17 protein-coding genes are annotated in these 22,779 nt (G+C 72.7%); 3 read left to right on the forward strand and 14 right to left on the reverse strand.

What is annotated here, in order from left to right:
• Positions 1 to 72: 72 nt before the first annotated feature.
• Positions 73 to 2,472: a helix-turn-helix domain-containing protein gene (locus AB0I42_RS04765; protein WP_357534216.1), complete on the forward strand. Its 2,400-nt coding sequence runs from the start codon at positions 73 to 75 to the stop codon at positions 2,470 to 2,472.
• Positions 2,473 to 2,519: 47 nt separating this feature from the next.
• Here the strand turns inward: AB0I42_RS04765 and AB0I42_RS04770 are convergent, their stop codons facing one another.
• From AB0I42_RS04770 to dpgA, 13 genes are read right to left on the reverse strand one after another with little or no spacing between them, the layout of a single operon-like run.
• On the reverse strand, positions 2,520 to 4,265 hold the full coding sequence (locus tag AB0I42_RS04770; protein ID WP_357534218.1) for an ABC transporter ATP-binding protein: 1,746 nt from the start codon (positions 4,263 to 4,265) through the stop codon (positions 2,520 to 2,522).
• Entirely contained in the window at positions 4,262 to 5,953 is a 1,692-nt protein-coding gene (locus AB0I42_RS04775; protein WP_357534220.1) for an ABC transporter ATP-binding protein, read from the reverse strand. The genes AB0I42_RS04770 and AB0I42_RS04775 overlap by 4 nt, the downstream gene beginning before the upstream one ends.
• 53 nt (positions 5,954 to 6,006) lie before the next feature.
• Positions 6,007 to 6,756: a protein phosphatase 2C domain-containing protein gene (locus AB0I42_RS04780; protein WP_357534222.1), complete on the reverse strand. Its 750-nt coding sequence runs from the start codon at positions 6,754 to 6,756 to the stop codon at positions 6,007 to 6,009.
• Positions 6,753 to 8,402 (reverse strand): hypothetical protein, encoded by a 1,650-nt coding sequence (locus AB0I42_RS04785; protein ID WP_357534224.1) that lies wholly within the window; start codon positions 8,400 to 8,402, stop codon positions 6,753 to 6,755. Before AB0I42_RS04785 ends, AB0I42_RS04780 begins: the two co-directional genes overlap by 4 nt.
• On the reverse strand, positions 8,399 to 9,400 hold the full coding sequence (gene pseB / locus AB0I42_RS04790) for a UDP-N-acetylglucosamine 4,6-dehydratase (inverting) (protein ID WP_357534508.1): 1,002 nt from the start codon (positions 9,398 to 9,400) through the stop codon (positions 8,399 to 8,401). The genes AB0I42_RS04785 and pseB overlap by 4 nt, the downstream gene beginning before the upstream one ends.
• Positions 9,401 to 9,434: 34 nt before the next feature.
• Positions 9,435 to 10,112 (reverse strand): PIG-L deacetylase family protein, encoded by a 678-nt coding sequence (locus AB0I42_RS04795; protein ID WP_357534225.1) that lies wholly within the window; start codon positions 10,110 to 10,112, stop codon positions 9,435 to 9,437.
• The gene (locus tag AB0I42_RS04800; protein WP_357534227.1) at positions 10,112 to 11,872 is read right to left on the reverse strand and encodes a carbamoyltransferase C-terminal domain-containing protein; all 1,761 of its coding nucleotides are present in this window, start codon (positions 11,870 to 11,872) and stop codon (positions 10,112 to 10,114) included. The genes AB0I42_RS04795 and AB0I42_RS04800 overlap by 1 nt, the downstream gene beginning before the upstream one ends.
• Positions 11,865 to 13,079, reverse strand: a complete 1,215-nt coding sequence (locus tag AB0I42_RS04805; RefSeq protein ID WP_357534228.1) for a DegT/DnrJ/EryC1/StrS family aminotransferase — start codon at positions 13,077 to 13,079, stop codon at positions 11,865 to 11,867. The genes AB0I42_RS04800 and AB0I42_RS04805 overlap by 8 nt, the downstream gene beginning before the upstream one ends.
• 12 nt (positions 13,080 to 13,091) lie before the next feature.
• Positions 13,092 to 14,405, reverse strand: coding sequence for a peptide ligase PGM1-related protein (locus AB0I42_RS04810; RefSeq protein WP_357534230.1), 1,314 nt, complete (start codon positions 14,403 to 14,405; stop codon positions 13,092 to 13,094).
• Complete coding sequence (locus AB0I42_RS04815; RefSeq protein ID WP_357534232.1) at positions 14,402 to 15,775, reverse strand: PLP-dependent aminotransferase family protein; 1,374 nt, start codon at positions 15,773 to 15,775, stop codon at positions 14,402 to 14,404. Before AB0I42_RS04815 ends, AB0I42_RS04810 begins: the two co-directional genes overlap by 4 nt.
• On the reverse strand, positions 15,772 to 17,088 hold the full coding sequence (dpgC, locus tag AB0I42_RS04820; RefSeq protein WP_357534234.1) for a (3,5-dihydroxyphenyl)acetyl-CoA 1,2-dioxygenase DpgC: 1,317 nt from the start codon (positions 17,086 to 17,088) through the stop codon (positions 15,772 to 15,774). The genes AB0I42_RS04815 and dpgC overlap by 4 nt, the downstream gene beginning before the upstream one ends.
• On the reverse strand, positions 17,085 to 17,891 hold the full coding sequence (gene dpgB, locus AB0I42_RS04825; protein ID WP_357534236.1) for an enoyl-CoA-hydratase DpgB: 807 nt from the start codon (positions 17,889 to 17,891) through the stop codon (positions 17,085 to 17,087). Before dpgB ends, dpgC begins: the two co-directional genes overlap by 4 nt.
• Before the next feature lie 10 nt (positions 17,892 to 17,901).
• Positions 17,902 to 19,011: a 3,5-dihydroxyphenylacetyl-CoA synthase DpgA gene (gene dpgA / locus AB0I42_RS04830; RefSeq protein WP_357534238.1), complete on the reverse strand. Its 1,110-nt coding sequence runs from the start codon at positions 19,009 to 19,011 to the stop codon at positions 17,902 to 17,904.
• A gap of 26 nt (positions 19,012 to 19,037) precedes the next feature.
• Here dpgA and dpgD point away from each other — a divergent pair, with 26 nt between their 5' ends.
• On the forward strand, positions 19,038 to 19,838 hold the full coding sequence (dpgD, locus tag AB0I42_RS04835; protein WP_357534240.1) for an enoyl-CoA-hydratase DpgD: 801 nt from the start codon (positions 19,038 to 19,040) through the stop codon (positions 19,836 to 19,838).
• A 50-nt stretch (positions 19,839 to 19,888) separates the two neighbouring features.
• On the opposite strand, the gene AB0I42_RS04840 is transcribed toward dpgD, so the two are convergent.
• Positions 19,889 to 21,016, reverse strand: a complete 1,128-nt coding sequence (locus tag AB0I42_RS04840; protein WP_357534242.1) for a glycine amidinotransferase — start codon at positions 21,014 to 21,016, stop codon at positions 19,889 to 19,891.
• 523 nt (positions 21,017 to 21,539) lie between these two features.
• Here AB0I42_RS04840 and AB0I42_RS04845 point away from each other — a divergent pair.
• Positions 21,540 to 22,766 carry a cytochrome P450 gene (locus tag AB0I42_RS04845; RefSeq protein ID WP_357534244.1) on the forward strand — a complete coding sequence of 409 codons (1,227 nt, stop codon included), beginning with the start codon at positions 21,540 to 21,542 and terminating at the stop codon, positions 22,764 to 22,766.
• Positions 22,767 to 22,779: the final 13 nt, after the last annotated feature.

Below are 22,779 nucleotides of genomic sequence, written 5' to 3' on the forward strand. Positions count from 1 at the left end.
ACACCGCTCCCCCGACCGGTGCCGGGTGTGCAAGCATCGATCGGCGTTGCGCGAGCGCGCGTAGGCGGGTGGTTGGGGGAAGCCATACCCATTGATCAGGAGCAGCGTGAGCGGTTCGGCGACCGGCTCCGGAGCCTCCGGCGGAGCCTGGGCCTGACCCAGGAGGGGCTGGCCGAGGCGTCCGGCTCCAGCGTCCGCAGCATCCGGGAGATGGAGCGGGGCCGGGTACGCAGCCCGCAGCGGCGCACCGCCGTCCTGCTCGCCGACGCGCTACGACTCGCCGGGCCGGAACGCGGCCGGTTCCTCGACCTGGCCCGCGCCGAACGGCAGCCGCCGCCGGACCCGGCACCGGTCGACGCGGCCGTTGCCGTCCAGCCGGCGGTCGTACCCGGTGAACTGCCCGCCGCCGTCCCCGACCTGACCGGCCGGTCGGACGCCCTCGACCTGCTCTCGGCGCTGGCCGCCACGGACACCGGGGCCACCCGCGTCGTCGTCCTGCACGGCCCGCCGGGGATCGGCAAGACCAGCCTCGCCGTCGCGGCGGGCCACCGGCTCAGCCCGGCGTTCGGCGACGGGCAACTCTTCGCCGACCTCCAGGACGCCGACCCGGCCGACACGCTCGCCGGGTTCCTGCGCTCCCTCGGGGTGCCGGACAGCCTCGTCCCGGCCTCCCCGGCCGAGCGGGGCGGGCTGTTCCGCACCCTGACCCGCGACCGCCGGCTGCTGGTCGTCCTCGACAACGCCGTGGACGAGGCCCGGGTACGCCCGCTGCTGCCGGCCGGGCGGCACTGCCTGGCCCTGGTCACCAGCCGTCGCCCGCTGACCGGGCTGGCCGGCGCGATCCGGCAGCCGCTCGACCTGCTGGACCCGGCCGCCGGCCGGCAACTGCTGGCCGCGATCGTCGGCGCCGACCGGGTCGCGGCCGAGCCGGCCGCCGCCGACCGGCTCGTCACGCTCTGCGGGCGGCTTCCGCTGGCCGTCCGGATCGCCGGCAACCGGCTCGCCAGCCGGCCGCAGTGGTCGGTACGGCGGCTGGTCGACCTGCTCCACGACCAGCGCCGGCGGCTGACCGTGCTGACCGCCGGGGACCTGGACGTCCGGGCCGCGTTCGAGGTCTCCTACCGGCAACTGGACCCGGCGGCGGCCGCGGTGTTCCGGCGCGCCTCGCTGGTTCCCGGCACCGACTTCGACGAAAGCCTCGTCGCCGCCGTCGCGGGCACCGACGAGGAGGCCGCGGCGCTGGCCGTGGAGGAACTGGTCGAGGCCGGGGTGCTGCTGTCCGCGGGCGACCGGTACCACTTCCACGACCTGGTCCGGCTCTACGCCGCCGAACGCCTCGACCACGAGGAGGACCCGGCCGACCGGGCCGCCGCGCACGACCGGATGGTCGGCTGGCTGCTGCGCCGCACCGAGCAGGCCGGTGCCGTGTTCGAGCCGGTCGCCGACCGGGCGGACGCCCCCTTCGCCGACGACCGGACGGCGGCGTCCTGGTTGGACCGCGAATCCGGCAACTGGCTGGCGGCGCTGCGCGATGCGGCCCACGCCGGCCGGCACACCGACGTGGTCCGGGTGGCCCGCTCCCTGCACTGGTACTCCGACGCGAACAGCCACCGGCACCCCTGGGACGAGATCTTCTCCCTCGGGGTGGCCGCCGCCCGGGCCGCCGGCCACCCAAGGGACGAGGCCGTACTGTCGAACTTCCTCGGCTGGGCGCACTACTTCTGCCGGGACCGCAACGCCGAGGCCCAGACCGTCCTGAACCGCGCGCTGGAACTGGCCCGGCGGATCGGGGACCGCCGGGAGGAGGCGTGGGCCCTGACGTACTCGGCGGCGATCCTGGTCCGCACCGGCCGCGCGGCGGCGGCCCTCGACCCGTGCCGCCGGGCCGTGGGCCTGTTCCGGCAGGCCGGATACGCCCTCGGCGAGCACTGCGCGGCGAGCGCCCAGGGCGCGGCGCTGGCCGCGCTCGGCCGGTACGCCGAGGCAGCCGACCTGCACCGGGAGGTGCTCGCGTTCTACCGGCGGGACAACGGCCTCACCCGTACCGGTGCGGAGGTCACGCAGGGCGCGGCGATGATCTCCCTCGGCGGGGCCCTGGCCGGCCTCGGCCGCTGGCGGGAGGCCGCCGACGAGTTCGACCAGGCCCGGCGAAACTTCCAGCGGTGCGGCGCGACGTTCAGCGAGGCCCACGCCACCTACCGGTACGGGCTGGCGGCTCGGGAGTTGGACGAGGTCGACGCCGCGACCGACGCGCTGCGACAGGCGCTGGCACTGTTCGCCGCGCTCTCCAGCCCGAGGTGGGAGGCGCAGACCCTGCACGTCCTCGCCGCCCTGGCCGACGACGACCGGCCGGCGGAGGCCCGGGCGCTACGCCAGCGGGCCCTGGAGCGCTGCGGCGAACTGGACGCCCCGCAGGTGCGTACGCTGCGGGCGGCGCTGCGGCGGGAACTGTCCGACCAGCCCGCCGGGTAGCGGCCTGATCGGGGTCGTCGGAGTTCTTCCGTGGACACTCCGCGGCCCTAGCCGTGCCAGGAGCGCCAGAGGGCCGCGTAGGCGCCTCCGGCCCGCACGAGTTCGTCGTGGCTGCCCGACTCCACCACCCGGCCGTCCTCCAGCACCACGATGCGGTCGGCGTCGTGCGCGGTGTGCAGCCGGTGGGCGATGGCGATCACGGTGCGCCCCTCCAGAACCGCCGCCAGGGACCGCTCGACGTGCCGCGCGGCCTTTGGGGCGAGCAGCGATGTCGCCTCGTCCAGGACCACCACCTGCGGGTCGGCCAGCGCCAACCGGGCCAGCGCCAACTGCTGGGCCTCCGCGGGTGACAGTGCCGCTCCGCCCGTGCCGACGGCGGCGTCCAGACCCCGCTCGGCGGCCCAGTCCCAGGCGTCCAGTGCCTTGAGGATCTTCTCCAGCTCGTCGTCGGTGGCCGAGGGTTTCGCCATGACGAGGTTCTCGCGCAGTGTCCCGGCGAAGACGTAGTGCTCCTGGGTAACGAGCGCGACCCGGCGGCGCAGGTCGTCCAGCGGCAGGTCGGTCAGGGCCGCGTCGTCGATGGTGACCGCGCCGGACGTCGGCGGCTGGATGCCGGCGACGAGCCGGCCGAGGGTCGACTTGCCCGCGCCGGACGGGCCGACGACCGCGAGCCGCTCCCCCGGTTCGACCCGCAGGGTGACATCGCACAGGACGTCGTGGCCCTCGCGGTAGGCGAAGTTGACGCCGTCCAGCCCGACCCGGCCACCGCCGCCGGCCGCGGGCACCGGAAGCGACGCGCGGGCCGGGGCGGCACCGTGCACGCCAAGGGTTCTCGCCAGCGACGCGCCGCCGATCTGCAGCTCGTTCAGCCAGTACAGCAGCACGTCGACCGGGACGATGACCTGCTGCACGTAGAGCGTGGCCGTGGTGACCGCGGCCAGGGTGACGTGCCCGTTGAGGTAGAACACGCCGCCGAGCACCAGGGTCGCGGCGACGGGCAGCACGTACCCGACGTCGCTGATCGGCAGGAACACCGAGCGCAGGTACAGCGTGTAGCGCTCCGCCCGGTAGGACTCGGCGATGTCGGCGTCGGCGCGGGCCGTGCGGCGGTGCGCGATGCGCAGGGCCTCGACCGTACGGGCGCCGTCCGCGGTCTCGGTCAGACCGTCGGTGATGCGCGCGTACGAGGCGCTCTGTCGCAGGTAGCCGTCGCGGGCCCGGCGCAGGTACCAGCGGGTGGCTGCCCACAGCACCGGCACCGCGACCAGGCAGGGCATGGCGAGCAGCGGGTCCACGAGGATCAGCGCGCCGACGGTCAGCACGATCGTCGTGCCGGCGAACAGCGTGTCGGGCACGGCCTGGCGCACCGCGCGGGAGAGCATGTCGACGTCGCGGGTGGTGCGGTTGACCAGATCGCCGGTGCCGGCCCGCTCGACGACGGCCAGCGGCAGCGCCAGGATGTTGTCGACGAACTCCTCGCGCAGTTCGGCCAGGACCGTCTCGCCGAGGCGGGCGGAGGCGTAGACGGCAGCGGCGAGCAGGATCACCTGCGCCACCACGAACACGAGGATGAGCACGACGGCGTGGGTGACCTCGGCGGTGCCCCGTGACACCTGTTCGATGAGGTTGCCGAGCAGCCGCGGCGCGACCAGGCCGGACGCGGCGGCGAGGGTGTGCAGTGCGAGGGCACCGAGCAGGGGGCCACGGTGCCGCACGGCGATGCGGCGAGCCTGGGACCGCACCTCCCGGGCCGATGCGACGGGCAGCGTGTGCGGGGTGTCGTCGGTGTTCACGCCTCGTCCTCCCGGGCGACGATGGGCCGGTACCGGGCATCGCCACGCAGCCCCGGGTAGGTACCTTCGCCGACGACCCGGCCCTCGACGACGACGGCGACCCGGTCGGCGGCGTTGAGCATGATCGGGCTGGTCGTGAAGACCACGGTCGTACGCCCGGCCCGGGCCTGGCGCAGCCGCTGGGCGACGCGTGCCTCGGTGTGCGCGTCGACGGCGCTGGTCGGCTCGACGAGTACGAGCACGTCCGGGTCGGCCTGCAGCGCGCGGGCAAGGCGCAGTCGCTGCCGCTGCCCGCCGGAGAACTCCTGCCCGCCGCCCACGACCGTCTGGTCCAGACCGTCGGGCAGCATCTCGATGATGTCGCTCGACGACGAGGCCTCGATCACGGCGCGCAGCCCGTCGGATCGGTCGGCGGGGTCGAGTTCGCTACGCAGCGGGCCGTCGAAGAGCCGGTCCTCGTTGGTGGCGACCAGGATGCGGGCGCGGACCTGCTCCAGCGGCGCGTCGCGCAGCGGCACCCCGCCGAATGTGGCGGTCGTGCCGGTGTGCCGGCCGAGGCGGTCGGCGAGCAGCGCGGCGTCCGACGGGGTCGCGCACGCCACCGCCACGAACCGGCCGGGCTGCACCCTGAGTCCGGCGTCGGGATCGACGAGCTCCGCCGGGCCGTCCGGCAGCGGTGTGGTGCCCGAGGCGTGTTCGGGTTCGATGCTCAGCAGCCGGATCACCCTCGCGGCGGCGACGTTGCCCCTGGTGAACTGGTCGGCGCCGTCGGCGACGCGGCGCAGCGGGGTCGCCAGGAAGACCGCGTAGCCGTAGAAGGCAACCAGCTGCCCGACGCTGAGCCGGCCGTCGAGGACCGACTCCGCGCCCAGCCACACCACGGTGACGAGCAGCAGCCCTGGCAGGAAGGTCTTGGCGGCGTCCAGGGCGGCCTCGACGCCGGCGACCCGTACGCCGGCTCCGCGCACCCGCTGCGACATCTGCCGGTAGCGGTGGGAGAACTGGGCCTCGCCGCCGATGCTGCGCAGCACCCGCAGGCCGCTGCTGATGTCCACGGCGTGGGTGGTCAGCTCGGCCTGCTGGTCGCGCAGGTGCTGCTGGCGGCCGTGCAGCGGTCGCAGGAGCAGCCCGACCGCCCAGACCATGACGGGCACCCCGACCAGGACGACGACGCCGAGCTGCCAGGACGTGGCGAGCATGATGCCGGCCACCACGATGATGACCACGACGGCGCCGGCGAACCGGCCGGTCGTCTCCAGCGCGGCACCGAGCTGGGTGATGTCCGCGACGCCGACACTCACGACCTCGCCGGTGGACGCCTGCTTGCGCAGGGTGCCGCCGAGCCGGGCGGCCTGCGCGGTGACGAGTTGCAGCGTGCGGTACGCCGCACCGAGCGAAGCGGTCAGCCCGTACCGGTCCTGCATGAGACCTGTCAATGCCTGCACGACACCGAGACCGAGGATCACGGCACCCCACCACAGCAGTGCCGGCTGGTCCCGGGCGATGATGCCGTCGTCGATGGCCGCGCCGATCGCCGCCGGAATCAACGCCTGGGCGACGATGCAGGCGATGCCGGCGAGAGCGCCGAGCAGGATCGGTACGCGGAACTGGCCCGCGAGCCAGAACAGATAACGCAGTGACGATCGACAATCCGGTGTGACGACTGAGGGTTCCGGGAAGTTTCGCACGCACTCTCGCATCCGGGAGACGGCGGACGCCAACAGGAAATGAACTTAACTATTCAATCATGGAAGCGGCAGAGGGCCACCGTCGCATCGTCGTATGCCTTGTCGTCGGGGTCGGCGGGCGGTGCGGCGCGTTCCGCCGCCCGGGTCGCGGCCACCAGTGCGGCGGGCCCGTCGCGCCTCAGCACGGCGAGCAGGTCGTCCCACGTCCAGCCGAAGCGCTCCACCAGCCGGGTCGCCCCGTCGGTGAGCACGGCGGCGCAGTCCAGCTCCGCGACAGGCACCGAGCCGGTCAGCGCCTCGGCGGCGGCGTCCGGCCGCGCCCCGACGACCCAGAAGCCGCCCGGCACATTGCGTCTGTCGTGCAGCCGCGACCAGGGCAGGTGGTAGAAGCTGCGGATCCGATCGTCGGAGACCGCCGTGACCCTCCCGCGCCGGTCGCGCAGCAGCAGCACGGCGTCGCCGAGGACAAGGTGCTCGATCCGGTCGCCCCGCAGCCGCAGCATCGCCACGGTCGCCGACGGGCTGCGCGGGTCGTCGAGGTCGCAGGTGTCGGCATGGGCTGCGCGGACCGTCCCGGCAGCGTCGCGCAGGAGCACCGGCAGCGGCACCCCGTCGGGGTCCGTGCCGAGGAGCCGGCCCAGTTCGCCCGCGATCGAGCGGGCGAACCAGCGGACCCCGTGGCGGCAGCCGGAGCCGAAGCCGGGCTCGGCGGTCGCGCCGTCGAGCGCCACGGCGAACGTGTCGCCGGCCACGACGGCGTCCTCGTTGTCACCGCCGGGCGCGGCCCGGCTGAGTGCCGTCACCTCCACGTCTCGTCCGCCTCGTAGGCCAGCCACTGGCCGACCGTGCGGATGCCGTCGGCAAGGCCGATCCCGGGTCCGTCCCGCCCGACCGGTTCCCGGCCCGCGGTGTGCGGACCGTCGCCATCCAGGACCGGCACCGGCTTGATCGTCCGCGAGACCAGCACGGCCAGCTCCGCCGGGTCCACCGGCGGGCCCGCGTCGGACGGGTCGGCCGGAGCGCCGTCGAGCGCCCTGGCGACCGCGGAGGCGATGTCCCACACGTGCGAGTACGACGTCGCCCGACAGGTGCGATCCACGACGATCGGCTGGCCGACGAGCGACCGGGCCACATAGTCGTCGAGCGGCCGGCAGCGTACGCCGGGACCGTACGGGACACCGGTCGGCACGGTCACGGTGCCGCGCTGCGGGCCCGTGCCCACCACCCGGACCGCGCCGTCGGTCACCTCCACCGTCACGTCGTAGCCCCGGTCGACCAGCTCACCCGCCAGAGTCCGCCGAAGCGACGGCGCCGCCGGCGGCGGGCACGGCACGTCGACCACCCGACGGTGGCCGCCGGGACGGCGGTTCCCGGGCGGGCGGGCGGCCACCGGGCCGTGCAGCCCGGCGACGATTCCGGCCAGCGCGAGCTCACCGAGCGGTTCCCGCAGCGTCAGCAGCTCGTGGGCGTCGACGCTCATGCACAGGCCGCCCGGGCCGATCGACTGCGCGGCCCGCACCACCAGCGGGTCCGACGCCAGCGACGCCATGTCCTGGCCGGGGCGGCGGCTCACCGCACCCGTCGCGTACGCGGTGCGCCACACCTCGAAGAGCACGTCGTCGTCGCACCGCTCGCGCAGCGCGGCGGACCGGCCCAAAGCGGCCTCGAAGGCCTTGGCACAGTCGTCCACATCGATGCGCAGCCGGCTACTCCAGCGCTGCGGACCGATCGTCGACCAGCGGCCCGCCGGCTCACGTACGGCGCAGAGCGCGAGGCCGAACTTGTAGAAGGGCAACGCCTCCGGCTCCGCCGCGCCGGCGAGCGACCAGTCCGCGCCGGGCGGCGGCTCCCCGTAGCACGCGGAGAGCCGCAGCCCATGGGCGTCGTTCTGCGCCACGCTGGGGAAGTCGCCGTGCTCGACGAGGTTCGGCACGGTCACGTACGTGCGGACCCCCCGCGCGGCGAGGTAGCGGGCCATCACCACGTCACCGGCCCAGGTGCCGGCGTGTTGCCGGGCGAACGCCGGGAACCCGGCCCCGACGGCCGCCGGCAGCATCAGCGCGACCGTCGGGGTGTACTCCTGTGCCGCGCGCACCCACCGGGCACCGGCCAGCGCACCGAGCCGAACCGCCGCGCCGGTGCGCGAGCACCAGTTGGCGTGGAACACCACGGCCGCGTCCGGTGCCCCCGCCGCGGCCCGGGCCGCGTGCTCGGCGAAGCCCGGCACCAGGATCGCGTCGTCCTCCAGTACGACATGGTGCGTCGAGCCGGAGGGGATCGACGACCATGCCTTCATCGCCGTACGCAGCCCGGTCCGCGGCCCGTCCGGCTGCGGATCCAGCACAAGCTGCAGCAGCCCCGGCGGGGCGGCGGCCAGCAGCTCCCGGCCGGGTCCGAGCCGGCGCGGATGTGCCATCACCGCGCCGGTGAGCCGAACCGGCGCGCTCACCGCGACGCCACCAGGGTGCCCGACTCCCCCGGCCGGTCGATGACCTCGATCAGCTCGCGCAGCTCCTCGACGCCGAGCCAGGCGGTGTTCAGGTCCGAGCGGTAGCGGAAGCCCTCCTCGACCTGCCGGCAGCCCTCCGGGACCGGGTAGCCGGCGCGCCGGATCGTCGGCATGACGACATACCGGTCGGCGGTCTGGAACGTGCGTTGGCTGTCCTCCGCGGCGATCAGCTCCTCGTGCACCTTCTCCCCCGGGCGGATGCCGACCTCGTACGTGGGGCAGCCCGGCGCGATCGCCTCGGCCAGATCCGAGATCCGGATGCTCGGGATCTTCGGCACGTACAGCTCGCCGCCCCGCATCACGTCGAAGGTCTCCACGACGAACCGGACCGCCTGGTCCAGGGTGATGAGGAAGCGGGTCATCCGCTTGTCGGTGATGGGCAGGCTCGCGCCGGTACGCGCCAGCCGCCGGAACAGCGGGATGACCGAACCGCGGCTGCCCATGACGTTGCCGTAGCGCACCACGGAGAACCCCGTCGGACCGCCGTCGCTGGAGGTGAAGAGCTTGTCCGCGACCATCTTCGTGGCGCCGTACAGGTTGATCGGGCTGGAGGCCTTGTCGGTGGAGAGCGCCACGACCTGCCGCACACCGTTGGCCGTGGCGGCGTCGATGACGTTCTGCGAACCGACGACGTTGGTCTTCACGAACTCGCCGGCGTGCCCCTCGGCCGTGTCGACCTGCTTCAGCGCGGCCGCGTGCACCACGAAGTCCACGCCGCGCATGCATCCGGTGAGCCGATCGCGGTCGCGGACGTCGCCGATCACCAGACGCAGCCGCGTCTCGGCGGGGAAGAGTTGGCGCATCTCGTACTGCTTGAGCTCGTCACGGGAGTAGACGAGGACCAACTCGGGGTCCAGGAACGTCAACGCGTGCCGGATGAACGCCTTGCCGAACGATCCGGTGGCGCCGGTGACGAGGATGGTGGAGTTACGAAGGATGCTCATCGACATCATTCCTTTTCGGGCCGACCCGTCAGGTGCGCAGTTCACGGATCAGGACGAAGGGCTCGGCGTAGGCCCAGCCGACGCCGCTGCCCCAGCTCTCCGCGTTTGCCCTGATCGCACGTGACGACCGCGGGTGCGGCCACGGCCGGGTCTCGGTCTGGTAGCAGGAGAAGGCGGACACCTTGTCCTCGATGGTGGCGGTGACATCGACGAAGACGTTCGGCGCGAACGACGCCTCGAACGGTGGCGTCCACTCGATGCCGGACGTGGTGGCGTAGCTGAGCACCCGCCGTACCGAACTGCCGGCATAGGGACGTGTCGCCACCATGACCGAGCGGAAGACCGTGCGGTGGTCCATGTTGACGTCCGGATGGACGGTGTAGACCGTGTCAGGGCCGAACTCGTCGACCGCCTCCTCCACGACCCGGTTCACCTCGACGTGCCCGACGGTGTCCAGGCGCATGTCGGGCAGCGTGCGCTGCATGCAGTACGTCACCCCGAGGGTCTTCGCCGCCGCCTCGGCCTCGCGGAACTTCTGCTGGGCGATCTGCTCGTCACCCGGATACTGCGTCGAACTGCCCTCGGAGACCCACAGCACCGCGACCTCCGCGCCCTCGTGCAGCGCGTGTTTCGCGATGGTCCCGCCCATGCCGAGGATCTCGTCGTCGGGGTGGGCCGCGACCACGAGGATGCGCCGCTGTGCCATTACCTGCCTCCTGCCATGTCGGTCGGGTGTTTGCGCACGATGAAGTCGCCGACGGCCAGCACGTCCAGGCCGGTGGCGAAGAACGTCCGCAGCGCGTCCTCCGTCGTGGACACGATCGGCTCACCGCGGACGTTGAACGAGGTGTTGAGCACCACCGGCACACCGGTGCGCTCACCGAACCGCTCGATGAGCCGGTGGTAGCGGGGGTTCGCCGACTCGTGCACGATCTGCACCCGGGAACTGCCGTCGATGTGCACGATCGCCGGAGCGTCGCGGCGCAGCGCCCCGCTCGCCGGGAACGCCATCGTCATGTACCGCGAGTCGGTGTGGTGCTCGAAGTAGCGCCCGGCCGCCGAAGCGATCATCGACGGACCGAACGGGCGCCACAACTCCCGCTGCTTGACCGCGGCGTTGACCCGGTCGCGGACCTCGACGCTGCGCGGGTCGGCGAGGATGCTGCGCTGCCCGAGGGCCCGCGGTCCCGCCTCCAACCGCCCCTGGCACCAGGCCACGAGCCGGCCCGCGGCCAGGTCGGCGGCGACCGTCTCACAGACGTCCTCGCTGCGGGTGTACGCGACGCCGGCGTTGCGCAGGACCCGCTCGATCTCCTCGTTGCCCTGCTCCGGGCCCCACGCGAGGGATGCGAGCGGCGGTGGCAGCGCCCCGGTCTCCCGATGGCAGGTGACCAGCGCGGCACCCACCGCCTGGCCGTTGTCGGCGCAGAGCGGGTGGGCGAAGACGTCGGTGACCTCGGGCAGCGCGAAGATCCGCGAGTTCATCTTCACGTTCAGGCCGACCCCACCGCCGACACAGACATCGGAGACGCCGGTCTGCGCGATTCCCCAGCGGATCAACCGGCACGCCGCCTCCTCCAGCGCCTGCTGCACCGCGAAGGCGAGATCCATGTGCCAGCGGGTCACCGGGTCACGGGGCAGGCGCGGCGCCGCACCGAGCAGCTTGACGAGCTTGTCGGTGAACCGCCGCGAGTAGCGGTGCTCCCCGTAGTGGATGTAGGACGGGTCGAGCCGGTACTCGACCCCGTCGGAGGCCGGCAGCAGCACCTGGCCGACGAGGTCCGCCAGGGTCGGGTCCGGCCCGCCGTGCGCGGCGAGGCCCATCACCTTGTACTCGCCGTCGTAGGCGTCGAACCCGAGATACTCGGTGAACGCGGCGTAGAACCAACCGAGGGAGTGCGGCATGCACACCTCGCGCAGGGGCGTGAGCACCTCGCCCCGCTTCAGCCACAGGACGGTGGTGTGCTGGTCGCCGGAGCCGTCCAGGGTCAGCACGACGGCCGACTCGAACGGCGACTCCATCGCCGACTGGAACGCGTGGGTGTAGTGGTGCGGCGCGAAGCGGATCGGCGGGAACGTGAGGTCGCCGAACTGACGCCGCCAGTGGTAGTGGTGCTTCGCGGTCTGCCCGGCGATGTCGAACTCACGCAGACAGCCGCGCTGCCAGTCCAGGGTGGCCTGGTCCAGCGGCCACTCGCGCGCCATCGCGTCGAAGAACCGCCGCATCCGGCCATCGGTGTAGGCGGCCAGGTCGTAGCCGATGGTGACCGATGCGACCTCGTCGAGTCGTACCCCGGCCGTCTCCAGGCAGTAACGCAGCGCCCGGTCCGGGTAGCGCCCCGGCGCGTGCTTCACCCGCAGGAAACGTTCCTCCTCGGCGTAGGCGACGACACGTCCGTCGACGACCGCGGCCACCGCTGGGTCGAACTCGGCGGTGGATATTCCGAGAAACACCTGGTCAGACATGTTCGGCACTCCTGATCCGCAGGGTGGACCGCACGGCCTGCGCGACGCCGTCGGCGTGGGCCTGGATGCGGCGGACGACCGCGCAGATCCGGTCCACCACGTCGTCGGTCATCCCGCTGTACAGCGGCACCGCGACGACCGCCGCGGCGCGGGCCTCGGTGTTGGGCAGCGGCCCGGACGCCACCTGGCGGTAGGCGGTCTGGCGGTGCACGGGCGGGTCGAAGTAGTTGCGGGTCGGGACGTTCTCCGCGCGCAGCGCGACGACGAGGGTGTCCCGGTCGATGCCGAACCGCGCCGGGTCGATCGTGAGGGAGAGATCCTTGTGGGTGCTCGTCGCGCCGGGTGGCACCCGCGGAAACTCGATCCCGGGTACGTCGGCGAGTGCCGCGCGGTACCGGTCGACGAGCGCCAACCGGCGGGCCAGCAGGTCCGGGAAGCCCGGCAGCTGGTGCAGGGCGAGCGCCGCGGACAGCTCCGGCATCCGGGCGTTGAGGCCGACGAAGAGGCTGTCGAAGGTGCCCGGGTTGCCGTACTCCCTGGCGGTGCGCAGCTCCCGGGCGAGGTCCTCGTTCGCGGTGGTGATGATGCCGCCCTCGCCAGCGGTGAACGGCTTGGTCGGGCTGAGACTGAACACCTCGGCGAGTCCCTTGCCGCCGACGCGCGTACCGTCGGGGTAGACCGCGCCGAACGCCGGGGCCGCGTCGAGCAGCAGCGGCACCCCGCGCGCCGCGGCGACCTCGGCCAGGGCGTCGGCGTCGCACGGGGTGCCGAAGACGTGCACCCCCAGGATCGCCACGGTGCGGTCATCGACCGCGGCGGACGCGGCCGACGCCGACAGACCGAACCCGCCGGATTCGATGTCGGCGAAGACCGGCCGCAGGCCGTTCCAGCGCGCGGCGTGTGCGCTGGCCATGAACGTGAAGCTGGGCATGACGACCGCACCGCCCGGGCTCAGGCCGCGCATGAGGAGCATCAGCCCGCTCGTGCAGCTGGACACCGCCACGGCGTGCGCGACACCGAGGAACCGCGCCAACTCGACTTCCAGTGCGGCGAGATGACCGCCTTTGGTCAGGGTGCCGCCGGCGACGATGTCGCCGAAGACAGCCAGCAGGTCACCGTGCTCGCGCAGCAGTGGCGGCCGCGCCAACGGCGGCGTCTGGGTGAGCAGCGGCCGGCCGCCGAGCAGGACCGGCTCTTTTACCGACATCGGGCGCCCCTCTCAGCTCGGCTGCTGCGGGAACAGCGACGCGAGCCGCTCCTCCAGCACCCGGATCGCGTCCATGTCGGGCGCCACGGCGCAGTACCAGACCGACCCCGCGTCCGGGTCGTAGGCGCTGCAGAACAGCGCGCCGGTGCGGGTCGCCGGGTCGTAGGCCAGACCGGCGGCCTCGACCGCGTCCACCGCCTTTCGAAACGACGGGGCCCGCCAGCCGACCCGCTCGAACAGCACCCGGTCGCGGGCGAAGTCCGGCCCCACGACCCGCCGACCGAGGACCTCGTGCAGGTGCGTGGAGCCGGTGATCCGGCCGTTGTACTCGGTGAAGTAGACCGCTCCGCCGGGTGTCACGATCGCGTCGGCGGAGAGCCAGCCCCGGTAGCCCATCGCGCGTAGTGGCTCGCAGAGCCGCCGGGCGTGCTCGGTGACCGCGGCCATGCGGTCGGCCGGCTGGTCCGGTGCCGGAATGGCCTGCGCGTTGGCGATCGGCACGTAGAACATCTCGCCGTCGGTGCCGGACTGGATCCCGCCATCGGTGATGAGCAGCTCGGAGAAGACCGCCCGGCTTCCCGGGAAGTACTCCTCGACGACGAGGCGGTGCCGGCCCCCGCTGGTGTACCTGTCCCACTCGGCGGCGATGAACTTCGCGACCGCCGGGCGGTCCGGCATGATCGACACGTGGGGAGCGCCCAGGGGCTGGATTCCCTCGCCGCGGCTGAGGATGTGGTTGCCGACGCCGCCGGAGTAGAACTCGTGCTTGATGATCACCGCGCGGTCCTCGGCGAGCAGGTCCCAGATCTCCTGTTCCGCGCCCGCCGGGTTGGCGCAGACCGCGCCCTGCGGGATGGGTACGCCGGCGCCCGCGGCGACGGCCCGGAAGACGGCCTTGCTGTTGACCAGCGCGCCGCCGCCCTGACTCAGGAACGCCTGGCCGGGCAGCAGGTCCGCCGCGCCGGCCCGGCGGGCGAGGGCGACGACGGACGCGGCGGGCCAGGTGGCGAGGACCTGCTCGACCGTACGGCCGGCGAGGGCCGCGTCGAGGTCGGCCAGGAACGACGGGTCGGCGAGGCGGTCCGCGGTCAACCGGGCCGCCCCGTCGGTGCCGGGCGGTGGCACCAGCAGCCGCAGCGAACTCCGGTCGACGCCGAGCACACCGGTGACGTAGTCGACGTAGTCGTCTTCCGGCAGCGCCGGCAGCACCAGTACGTCGCCCTCGCGGGCGAACCAGACCAGCCGCTGCGCCCACCAGGCCGCGCCGGCCTTCTCGAACTCACCGACCAGGTCGATGTCGGTGCTGTTGCCGATGAGCAGTCTCACCGCGTCACATCCTCACTTGTCCGGTTGGTGCGGAAGATCGCGGACGCGCCGGCGCCGTCGTGGTGCGCGGGCAGCCGGCTCAGGAACCGGGCCAGGCGGGCGACGCCCTCCTCGATGCGGTCCGCGGTCAGGTAGCTGCAGGACAGCCGCAGCCGGTTGCGACCGCCGCCGTCGGGGTGGAAGCCCGCCATCGGGGTCCACAGCACGCCGTAGTGCCGCGCGCAGTGCGACAGCAGCGTGAGGTCCGCCGGGACCGGCAGGTCCATCAGGACGAAGAACCCCCCGTCGGGCCGGTTCCACCGCACGGTCGGCGGTGCGACCGGCGCGACGTGGCGGTCCAGCGCGTCGAGCAGCCCGCGCAGGCCGCGCCGGTACGCGGCGGCCCGCGCCCGGCCGAGCGCCGCCAGCGACCCGCCGTGGCGCAGCAGCATGCCGCCGACGACGGCCTGACAGACCGGTGCCGTGTTGATCGTGGTCATGCCCTTGAGCGCGGCCAGCTCGACGGCGAGCAGCCGGTCCCCGCCGGCACCGCGCACCGTCTGGTCGGCCACGACGAAGCCGACGCGCGCGCCGGGCAGGCAGACCTTGGCGAACGAGCCGACCATGACGACCCGGCCGGTCTCGTCGAGTTCCTTGAGGCCGGGCAGTGCGTCGCCGAGCGGCGCGGTGAACCCGTAGACGTTGTCCTCGATGATCAGCAGGTTCTCCCGCTCGGCCAGCGCGAGCAGACGCCGTCGGTCGGGCAGGCCCATTCGGGCTCCGCCCGGGTTGGCGTAGTCGGGCGCGACGTAGACCGCCCGGACGCGGCGGTTCCGGCCACGCGCCTCGGCGCAGAGCGCGGCCAGCCGGTCGAGGTCCGGGCCGCCGGGGGACTCGGCAAACGGAGCGACGGCGATGTCGAGCAGCCGGGCGGCCCCGGTGATCCCGGGGAAGCACGGGCTGCTCACGGCGAGCACGTCGGCGCCGTCGCGAAACAGCGCCCGCAGGACCAGCAGCAGCGCCTCCTGGGCGCCGACCGTCACGACGATCGCCTCGGACGGCACGTCGGGTCCGCCGTCGGCGCGCAGGGCCGCCGCGACGAGGTCGTTGATCAGTCCGGCGCTCGGCCCGTACTCGAGCAGCAGCCGGCGCGCCCGCTCCGGGCCGATGCCACGGGTCCGTTGCACGTGCGTCAGGTAGCTGTCGACGTACCCGGCCAGGTCGGCGCCGGCCAGGTGCGTCAGGTCGGGGGCGCCCGGCGCGAACGAGATCGCCTCGGGATAGCGGGCCATCACCTCGTTGAGGAAGCCGATCGAGCTCAGCGCGGGATCGCGCAGCGACGGGTGCAGCAGCTCCTCGTCGAGGTGGACCCGCACCGCGGCACCGGTCATGCCGACGCTCCGGCCTTGGCGACGACGTCGGGGCTGTGCAGCCGGCAGGCCTGCACGTAGGCGAACTCGGCCAGGTAGGCGCGTAACGCGTCGGTCGGTTCCTCGGCGAGGTTGAGCATCCGACGGTTGGCGGGGACCGCCGCGGAGTCCAGTTCGGCGGCCGCGCGTTGCGCCGCGTCACCCACCTCGTCCGGCGGCACGACGTCGTCGCAGAGGAGCCCGGCGTCGGCGTCGCGGGCGTGGACCCGCCGGCCGCCGAGGATGATCCGGCGGGCCAGCCGGGCCCCGGTCAGCCTGGCGAGGCGCAGGTTCGCCGCGCCCGGGACGATGCCCTCCTTCGCCGCCGGCAGGCTGAACCAGGCGTCCGCGCCGGCGACGACCCGGTCGGCGACGAGCAGCAGCTGCATGCCGCCGCCGATCGCGAACGTGTCGACCGCCGCGACCCACGGCTTCTGCGCGTCGGTGCCGTCGTCGAGTCGCAGTCCGTGCACGAGCTTGCTGACGTAGCCGAGCTCACGGCCCAGCAGGAAGCCGGTGAAGGAGATCCGCCCCGCGACGAGGTCGCGAAGGTTGATCCCGGCGCTGAACACCCGGCGACCCGCGTAGCGGGGGTGGGTCATGATCCCACCGCGCAGCAGCAGCACCCGTACGTCGTCGTGGAGCAGGGCCAGGTCCACCGCGGTCTCCATCGCGGCGACCTGCGCGTCGTCCTCCGCGTTGAGGCAGTGCAGGTTCTGCATGGTCAACCGGGCCACGCCCGCGTCGCAGTGCAGAGCGACCGGGCCGAGGTTCAGGCCGCCCTCGGAGCGCAGCCGGGGCAGCAGCTCGACCGCCCGGGCCGTCGGGCGGCGCATCGACTCCAGCAGGTGCGCGCCGGCCGAGGGCGAGCGCAGCAGTCCCCGGAAGAACAGTCCCTGATCGATCTCGCGGCCCTCCTTGTCCCGCTGCGGGAGTGCGCGTTCGGCAGCCAGCTGCGTGCCGGTCGGTACCAGGCCCGGGAAGGCCTCGGCGGCGGCCGCGGCCAGCTCGGCCACGCCCCGGTGGACGCGCAGTCCGTCGGTCAGCGCGGCGTGCACGGCCTCGGCGTGCCGGCCGACGAACCGGTCGCGGGCCGTACGGCAGGCGGCGTGGATCCGGTCGGCGAGGTGCTGCGCCGCGCCGTCGCGGTCGTACCTGGCGGGCAGCGCGGCGAGCAGTTCCTCGCCGCGCTCGGTGTAGGCGGACAGCGTGGCCGCGTCGGCTTCCAGCGGGCCCCCGACGGTAGGCACGTCGGTCTGCCAGCGCTCCACACGGGCCCGCGGATCCGTCCTCATCGGCCCGCTCCGCCGTCTGTCTCGTGGCCGGTCCCGCGCTCTGCGGCTTCCCGGTCGGGGTCCGCCGGACGGTCGGGGTCGGCGGGGTCGGCGGTGCCACGGATCCGCCCGGTGGCGTCGCCGCGCGGGTGTGCCCGGCGCAGTTCCCGATCGCAGGCGGCCAGGTGCGACCCGAGCGCGTCCTCGAACGGCGTGGCGGCGGCCTCCAGCAGCAGCTGCCGTCGGACCCGCAGGTCAGCGCCGGCGGCCCGGCCGAGCAGCACCACGGCGGCCTGGATGGCGTCGGCCGCGTCGTCGGCGATCTCGTCGACGAGGCCGATGTCCAGGGCGCGCCGGGCGGACAGCTCGTCACCCCACAACACGATCTGGCGGGCCCGGGCCACGCCGATCTGGTGCACCAGCCGGTGCGTTGCCATGCCGGGCCAGAAGTGGCCGTCGTTGACCGGCAGCAGCAGTTGCAGGTTGATGGTGGCGATGCGGTAGTCGGCGGCGAGCAGCACGTCCAGAGCCGGCCCGCCGCAGGTACCGCTGGCGACGGCGATCGTCACGACCCCGAGCCCTTCCAGCCGCCGTACCGCGCGTTCCCACCGGTTGACGTCCTGGACGCCGACGTCGCCGGGCCAGCCGCGCTCGACGGGCGGGATCGTGCCCAGCCGCAGCACGATGACCGAGGGGGAACGCCGCTCCTCCGCCTGAACGCACACCGACTGGAGCAGCCCGGTGAGCTCGCGCAGCGACTGCCGGTCATCGACCTCCAGGTAGATGCCCTGGTCGCCGACCAGGTCGAGCATGTGTCGTGCCATCGCCATCTCCTCACCAGCGCACGAGCGCGAGCTCGATGGTCGAACCCGGTCCCATGGTCATCAGCACGCCGTAGTCGCCGGGCGCGACCGCGTCCTCGGCGAGCAGCCGCTCGTACGAGAACAGAAAGGACCCGCTGGACAGGTTTCCGTGGTCACGCAGGACGCTGAGCGTGTGCCGCACGTCGTGCCGGCTCAGCCCGAGGTTGACGCGTACCGAGTCGACGACCTTCCGGCCCCCGGAGTGCACGATCCAGTGGGCGACCTGCGAGCGACGCAGGCCCGCCGCACCGAGCAGCCGGTCGATGGACTCCTCGGCGTTGGCGCCGACGACGTAGGGCACCTGCGGGTCCAGGTAGAAGCTGAACCGGCCGGCGTCGTCGTCCCAGTCGTAGCGCATCGCGCCGACCGCGTCCGGGATGATGTGGCTGGCGAACCCCAGCAGCCGCGGCCCGGGGCGGACGCCAACCGGTTCGCCGCCGCCGTCCGGTTCGCCGCCGTCCCGTTCGCCGCCGGCGACGAGGGTGACGGCCGCGGCGCCGTCGCCGAAGAGGCTGTTGACCACGGACGTGCGCATCGTGCCGTCGAAGACGTACGCCGCCGAGCACGCCTCGATACAGACCATGATGGCGAGGTCGCCCGGGTGGGTGGTGGCCCAGCCGGCGGCCGCGTTGAGCGCGTTGAGCCCCGCGTTGCAGCCCATGCCGACGACGTCGAGACGCGAACAGTCGACGTCGAAGCCGAGCTCCTTGATAAGCAGCGCGCTGAAGCCCGGGGTGAGGAATCCGGTCGAGGATACGCAGCACAGATAGCGCACGTCGCCGAGGCTCACCCCGGCCCGACGGAGGCACACCCGGACGGCCTCGGCGCCGGTGCGTAGGCCGTTCGTCAGGTGCTTGCGCAACAGTTCGCCCTGCGTCTCCGGGCGGTGCGCGCCGTCGGGACCGACGGGTGGCAGGACGAGGTTGCGTCGCTCGATGCCGCCGTTGAGAAACACCGACCGCACCCGGGGGTCGGTGATCCGGAATGCCTCCAGCAGCTCTGCCTGGGTGTAGGAGTCCGGAGGCACGGCCGTGCCCACCGCCGTGATCCGCGGCAGGGCCGGCGCTGGTGTGACGCTCATGCTCGCCGCCGCAGTACATTGACGGTGTGCAGCACTCCCGGGTCACCTACGAGAAGTCGGGCCGCGTCGCCCACGTCACTCTCAACCGGCCCGCCGTGCTCAACGCGATGGACCTGCGGATGCACGAGGAGCTCCGCGAGGTGTGGGACGATTTCGAGGCCGACGACGACGTGTGGGTCGGTGTGCTGTCGGGGGCCGGCGACCGTGCGTTCAGCGTGGGTCAGGACCTCAAGGAGCTGGCCGCGCGGATCGAGGCCGGCACCGCCGGTCAGTCCACTTTCGGCAGTCGTGACCTGCCCGGCTGGCCGCGGCTCACCGAGCGGTTGCAGCTCGCCAAGCCGCTCGTCGCGAAGGTCCGTGGTTACGCCTACGGCGGCGGGTTCGAACTGGCCCTCGCCTGCGACATCATCGTCGCCGCCGAGGGTGCCCGGTTCGCGTTGCCGGAGGCCCGCCTCGGTCTGGTGGCGGGTGCCGGCGGGGTGTTCCGGCTTGCCCGGCAACTGCCGTTGCGTACCGCGCTCGGGCACCTCATGACCGGCCGGCCGCTGACGGCCCGCCGGGCCTACGAGCTCGGCCTCGTCAACGACGTGGTGCCAGCCGGCGAACTCGACGAGTGTGTCGCCGGGTGGGTCGACGACCTGTTGCGCTGCGCCCCGCTGGCGGTGCGCGCGGTGAAGGAGGCCACGACCAGGGCGGCGACCATGCCGCTGGAGCAGGCATTCGCGAGCCGCTTCGTCTGGGAGGAAAGACGCATGCGCAGCCGCGACGCCCGGGAGGGGCCGCTGGCGTTCGTGCAGAAACGCCCGCCGGAGTGGTCTGGCACCTAGCATCGGCACGGGTACTCCTGTCGAGGGGTGGGGATCGCGGCGAAGCGGCTCTACAGGTAGTCCTCCGGCCCGCCCTCGCGGACCGTGTCGAGCGTGAAGCAGTGGAAGCCGCCGCCGAACAGGCGCCGGTGGCGGTGCCGGACCGGCACGGTGGTGAACCCGTGGCGCTCCAGCGTCCGCATGAGGTCCGGACACGCGTCGTTGACCAAGACGGTGTCCGGGCTGACGCTCAACACGTTCATGTCGATGAAAGGGCTGGTCAGGACGAGGTCATCGTCGTCGTACCGCGGGAAGGTGTTCTCCGTCGGGAGCGGCGGGATGATCATCTTCCACTTCCGCAGCGGCTCGGGCAGGGCCTGCGCGACGGCCTCCGAGCGCACCAGCAGCACACCGGGACGCAGCGCCAGGACCATGCTGTCGATGTGGCTGTCGCTGAGGCGGAAGACCCGGTGGATACGGAAGCGGCCCTCGAGGTGGCGCTCCAGCCAGTCGCAGGCCAGCGCGTGGTTCGCGGTCGAGACGTTCACGACGATGTCGCGGCCGAGGCGCAGGCACTGCGCACCGTCGAACATCATCTCGGGGCCGACGTCGTAGACCGACTCCCGCGGGTCCTCGATCACCTCGGTCGGACCGCCGGCGGTGCTGTTGACGTAGGAGAGGTCGAACGACGCGTCGGTCATGATCGGCCGGGGCATGACGGTCCAGCGAGCGCCGCGGCGGAAGTAGTCGGCGAACACGGGCGTCAGGAACTGGGTTTCGAAGTACCGCGATCGGATCATCGGCGGCGTCTCGATGATCTCGTCGCCCAGGATGACGGTGTTGTCCCGCACGTTGAGCGGCGGCACCACCGCGGCGGACCAGGCGAGGGTGCGGACCTCCGTGGTGGCCTCGTCCAGGCGCAGGGGCCGGTGTACCCGCACGTCGAGCGACTCGAGGGTCTTCGCGATGCCTTCGACGTCCTCGTTGAGTTCGTCGACGTAGCGCTGCTTGATCGTCGAGCGGGTCGGACCCGCCGTCGGGCCCGACGACAACCTGGGGTAATACCATTCGGTTCGCACGATGTTGTCGTGGAAGAACAGGTCGAACGACAGTTCCCGCTCATGCGAAGTGTAATTCTCGGCGGACCCGACAATGGCTTCTTTGAGCGGTGACCATTCGTCGTAGCTATTGAGTTCCATACACCTTCCCCAAGGAATGCGGACACGGTTTATGGCACGAGCCCGGGATGGCACGTGTCCATGAAGCGGAGTGTCGGAGACAGGTCAGCAGCGCGTTGGAACAAGCTTCAGCAGCCGAATCGGCCGGCGGTCGAGGTCGGACCCCAAGAGGCAGAGGGCGCGTCAGAATCGCACCGAAAGGCCGTCTGGTCGCCTCGGAAAGCGTTCGATCAGATACATGTGAACACTCCCCCGTGGAACGTCAGATGCAACTGTTAGGACCCTAAACTGAATCACTGCACCCGTCAAGACATTGACGAACGTGCTCGTACGCTCATATGCTCTGCCACCCAACGGGGGATTCACGCGACCGCTGACGATCGCGGTTCACTCGTCGCTGCGCCCATCCGGCCCGCGACGGCTCCGGCAGCCCGAGAACATCCCCGAGGCGTTCGCGGGCGCGCCCTTGCGTGACGGACGGTCCGGCAACGGACCGGTCGACACCCCGCGACAAGCACGATCGGCGATCAGGAGCGGACCCGGCGTGACAACCGACGTGACCCAGCAGCCCAGCAGCACCGGCTCCGAACCGGCTGGCATGCCGACCCTACGCAGCAACCCCTTCGACCCTCCCGACCGTCTCGCCGAGCTGCGGCGGACAGGCCCCGTGACCCGCCTGCGCTACCCCGACGGACACCTCGGCTGGCTCGTCACCGACCATGCGGTCGCCCGCGCCATCCTCGCCGACCAGCGTTTCAGCGCCCGCTCGGAACTCAAACGGGTCCCGGTCGCCCGCCCGAGCGTCGCCCCGTTCTACGGCCGACCCGCCCTACCCGGCTGGTTCCTGGACATGGACCCGCCGAACCACACACGAGTCCGGCGACTGCTCGCCGGGCACTTCACCGTCCACCGGGCCGAGGCACTGACCCCGCGCATCGAGCAGATCGTCGCCGAGCATCTCGACGCCATGGCGGCCGCTGGCGGCCCGTGCGACCTGGTGGACGCCTTCGCGCTACCGATCCCGTCGATGGTGATCTGCGAGCTACTCGGTGTCCCGTACGCCGAACGCGCCGAGTTCCAGCGAAACAGCGCGACCCTGTTCAGTCTCGAGGTCACCGCCGACGAGGCGGACGCTGCCATGGTGGCCCTCGACGCGCTGCTGCGCGACCTGGTGCGCCGGCCCCGTCAGGAGCCTCCCGGTGACCTGCTCGGCGCGCTCGGCGCGAGCGGCCGACTGAGCAAAGAGGAACTCACCGGCGTTGGCGTACTGCTGCTCACCGCCGGGCACGAGACCGTGGCGAGCATGCTCGGCCTCGGCACGTTCGCCCTGCTGTGCCACCCGGAGCAGTCGCGGCTGCTGCACGACGGCAACGTCGACGTCACCAACGCGGTGGACGAGCTGCTGCGGTACCTGTCCATCTTCCACTTCGGCGTACCCAGGACGCCCCTGGAGGACGTCGAGATCGGCGGGGTGCCCATCCGTGCCGGCGAGAGCGTGACGGTCTCGCTGCCGGCAGCCAACCGCGACCCGACCCGTTTCACCGCCCCGGACACCCTCGACCTCGCCCGGCCGGCACGGGGCCACCTGGCGTTCGGGTTCGGCGTGCACCAGTGCATCGGTCAGAACCTGGCCCGGGTCCAGATGCGCATCGCCTATCCGGCGCTGCTACGCCGGTTCCCCTCGCTGCGCCTCGCTGTGCCGACGCAGGACGTCCGTCTCTCCGCCGACATGGGCTTCTACGGCGTCCACCATCTGCCGGTCACCTGGTGACCGGTGGTCCCGC

It is taken from the genome of Polymorphospora sp. NPDC050346, assembly GCF_040655695.1.
Lineage (GTDB): Bacteria > Actinomycetota > Actinomycetes > Mycobacteriales > Micromonosporaceae > Polymorphospora > Polymorphospora lycopeni.

Coding starts and splice junctions, on each gene's coding strand:
- dpgA (WP_357534238.1), bottom strand. CDS start 19,011: ATGAGCGTCACACCAGCGCCGGCCCTGCCGCGGATCACGGCGGTGGGC.
- AB0I42_RS04795 (WP_357534225.1), bottom strand. CDS start 10,112: ATGGCACAGCGGCGCATCCTCGTGGTCGCGGCCCACCCCGACGACGAG.
- dpgB (WP_357534236.1), bottom strand. CDS start 17,891: ATGGCACGACACATGCTCGACCTGGTCGGCGACCAGGGCATCTACCTG.
- AB0I42_RS04805 (WP_357534228.1), bottom strand. CDS start 13,079: ATGTCGGTAAAAGAGCCGGTCCTGCTCGGCGGCCGGCCGCTGCTCACC.
- AB0I42_RS04815 (WP_357534232.1), bottom strand. CDS start 15,775: ATGACCGGTGCCGCGGTGCGGGTCCACCTCGACGAGGAGCTGCTGCAC.
- dpgC (WP_357534234.1), bottom strand. CDS start 17,088: ATGAGGACGGATCCGCGGGCCCGTGTGGAGCGCTGGCAGACCGACGTG.
- AB0I42_RS04840 (WP_357534242.1), bottom strand. CDS start 21,016: ATGGAACTCAATAGCTACGACGAATGGTCACCGCTCAAAGAAGCCATT.
- AB0I42_RS04800 (WP_357534227.1), bottom strand. CDS start 11,872: ATGTCTGACCAGGTGTTTCTCGGAATATCCACCGCCGAGTTCGACCCA.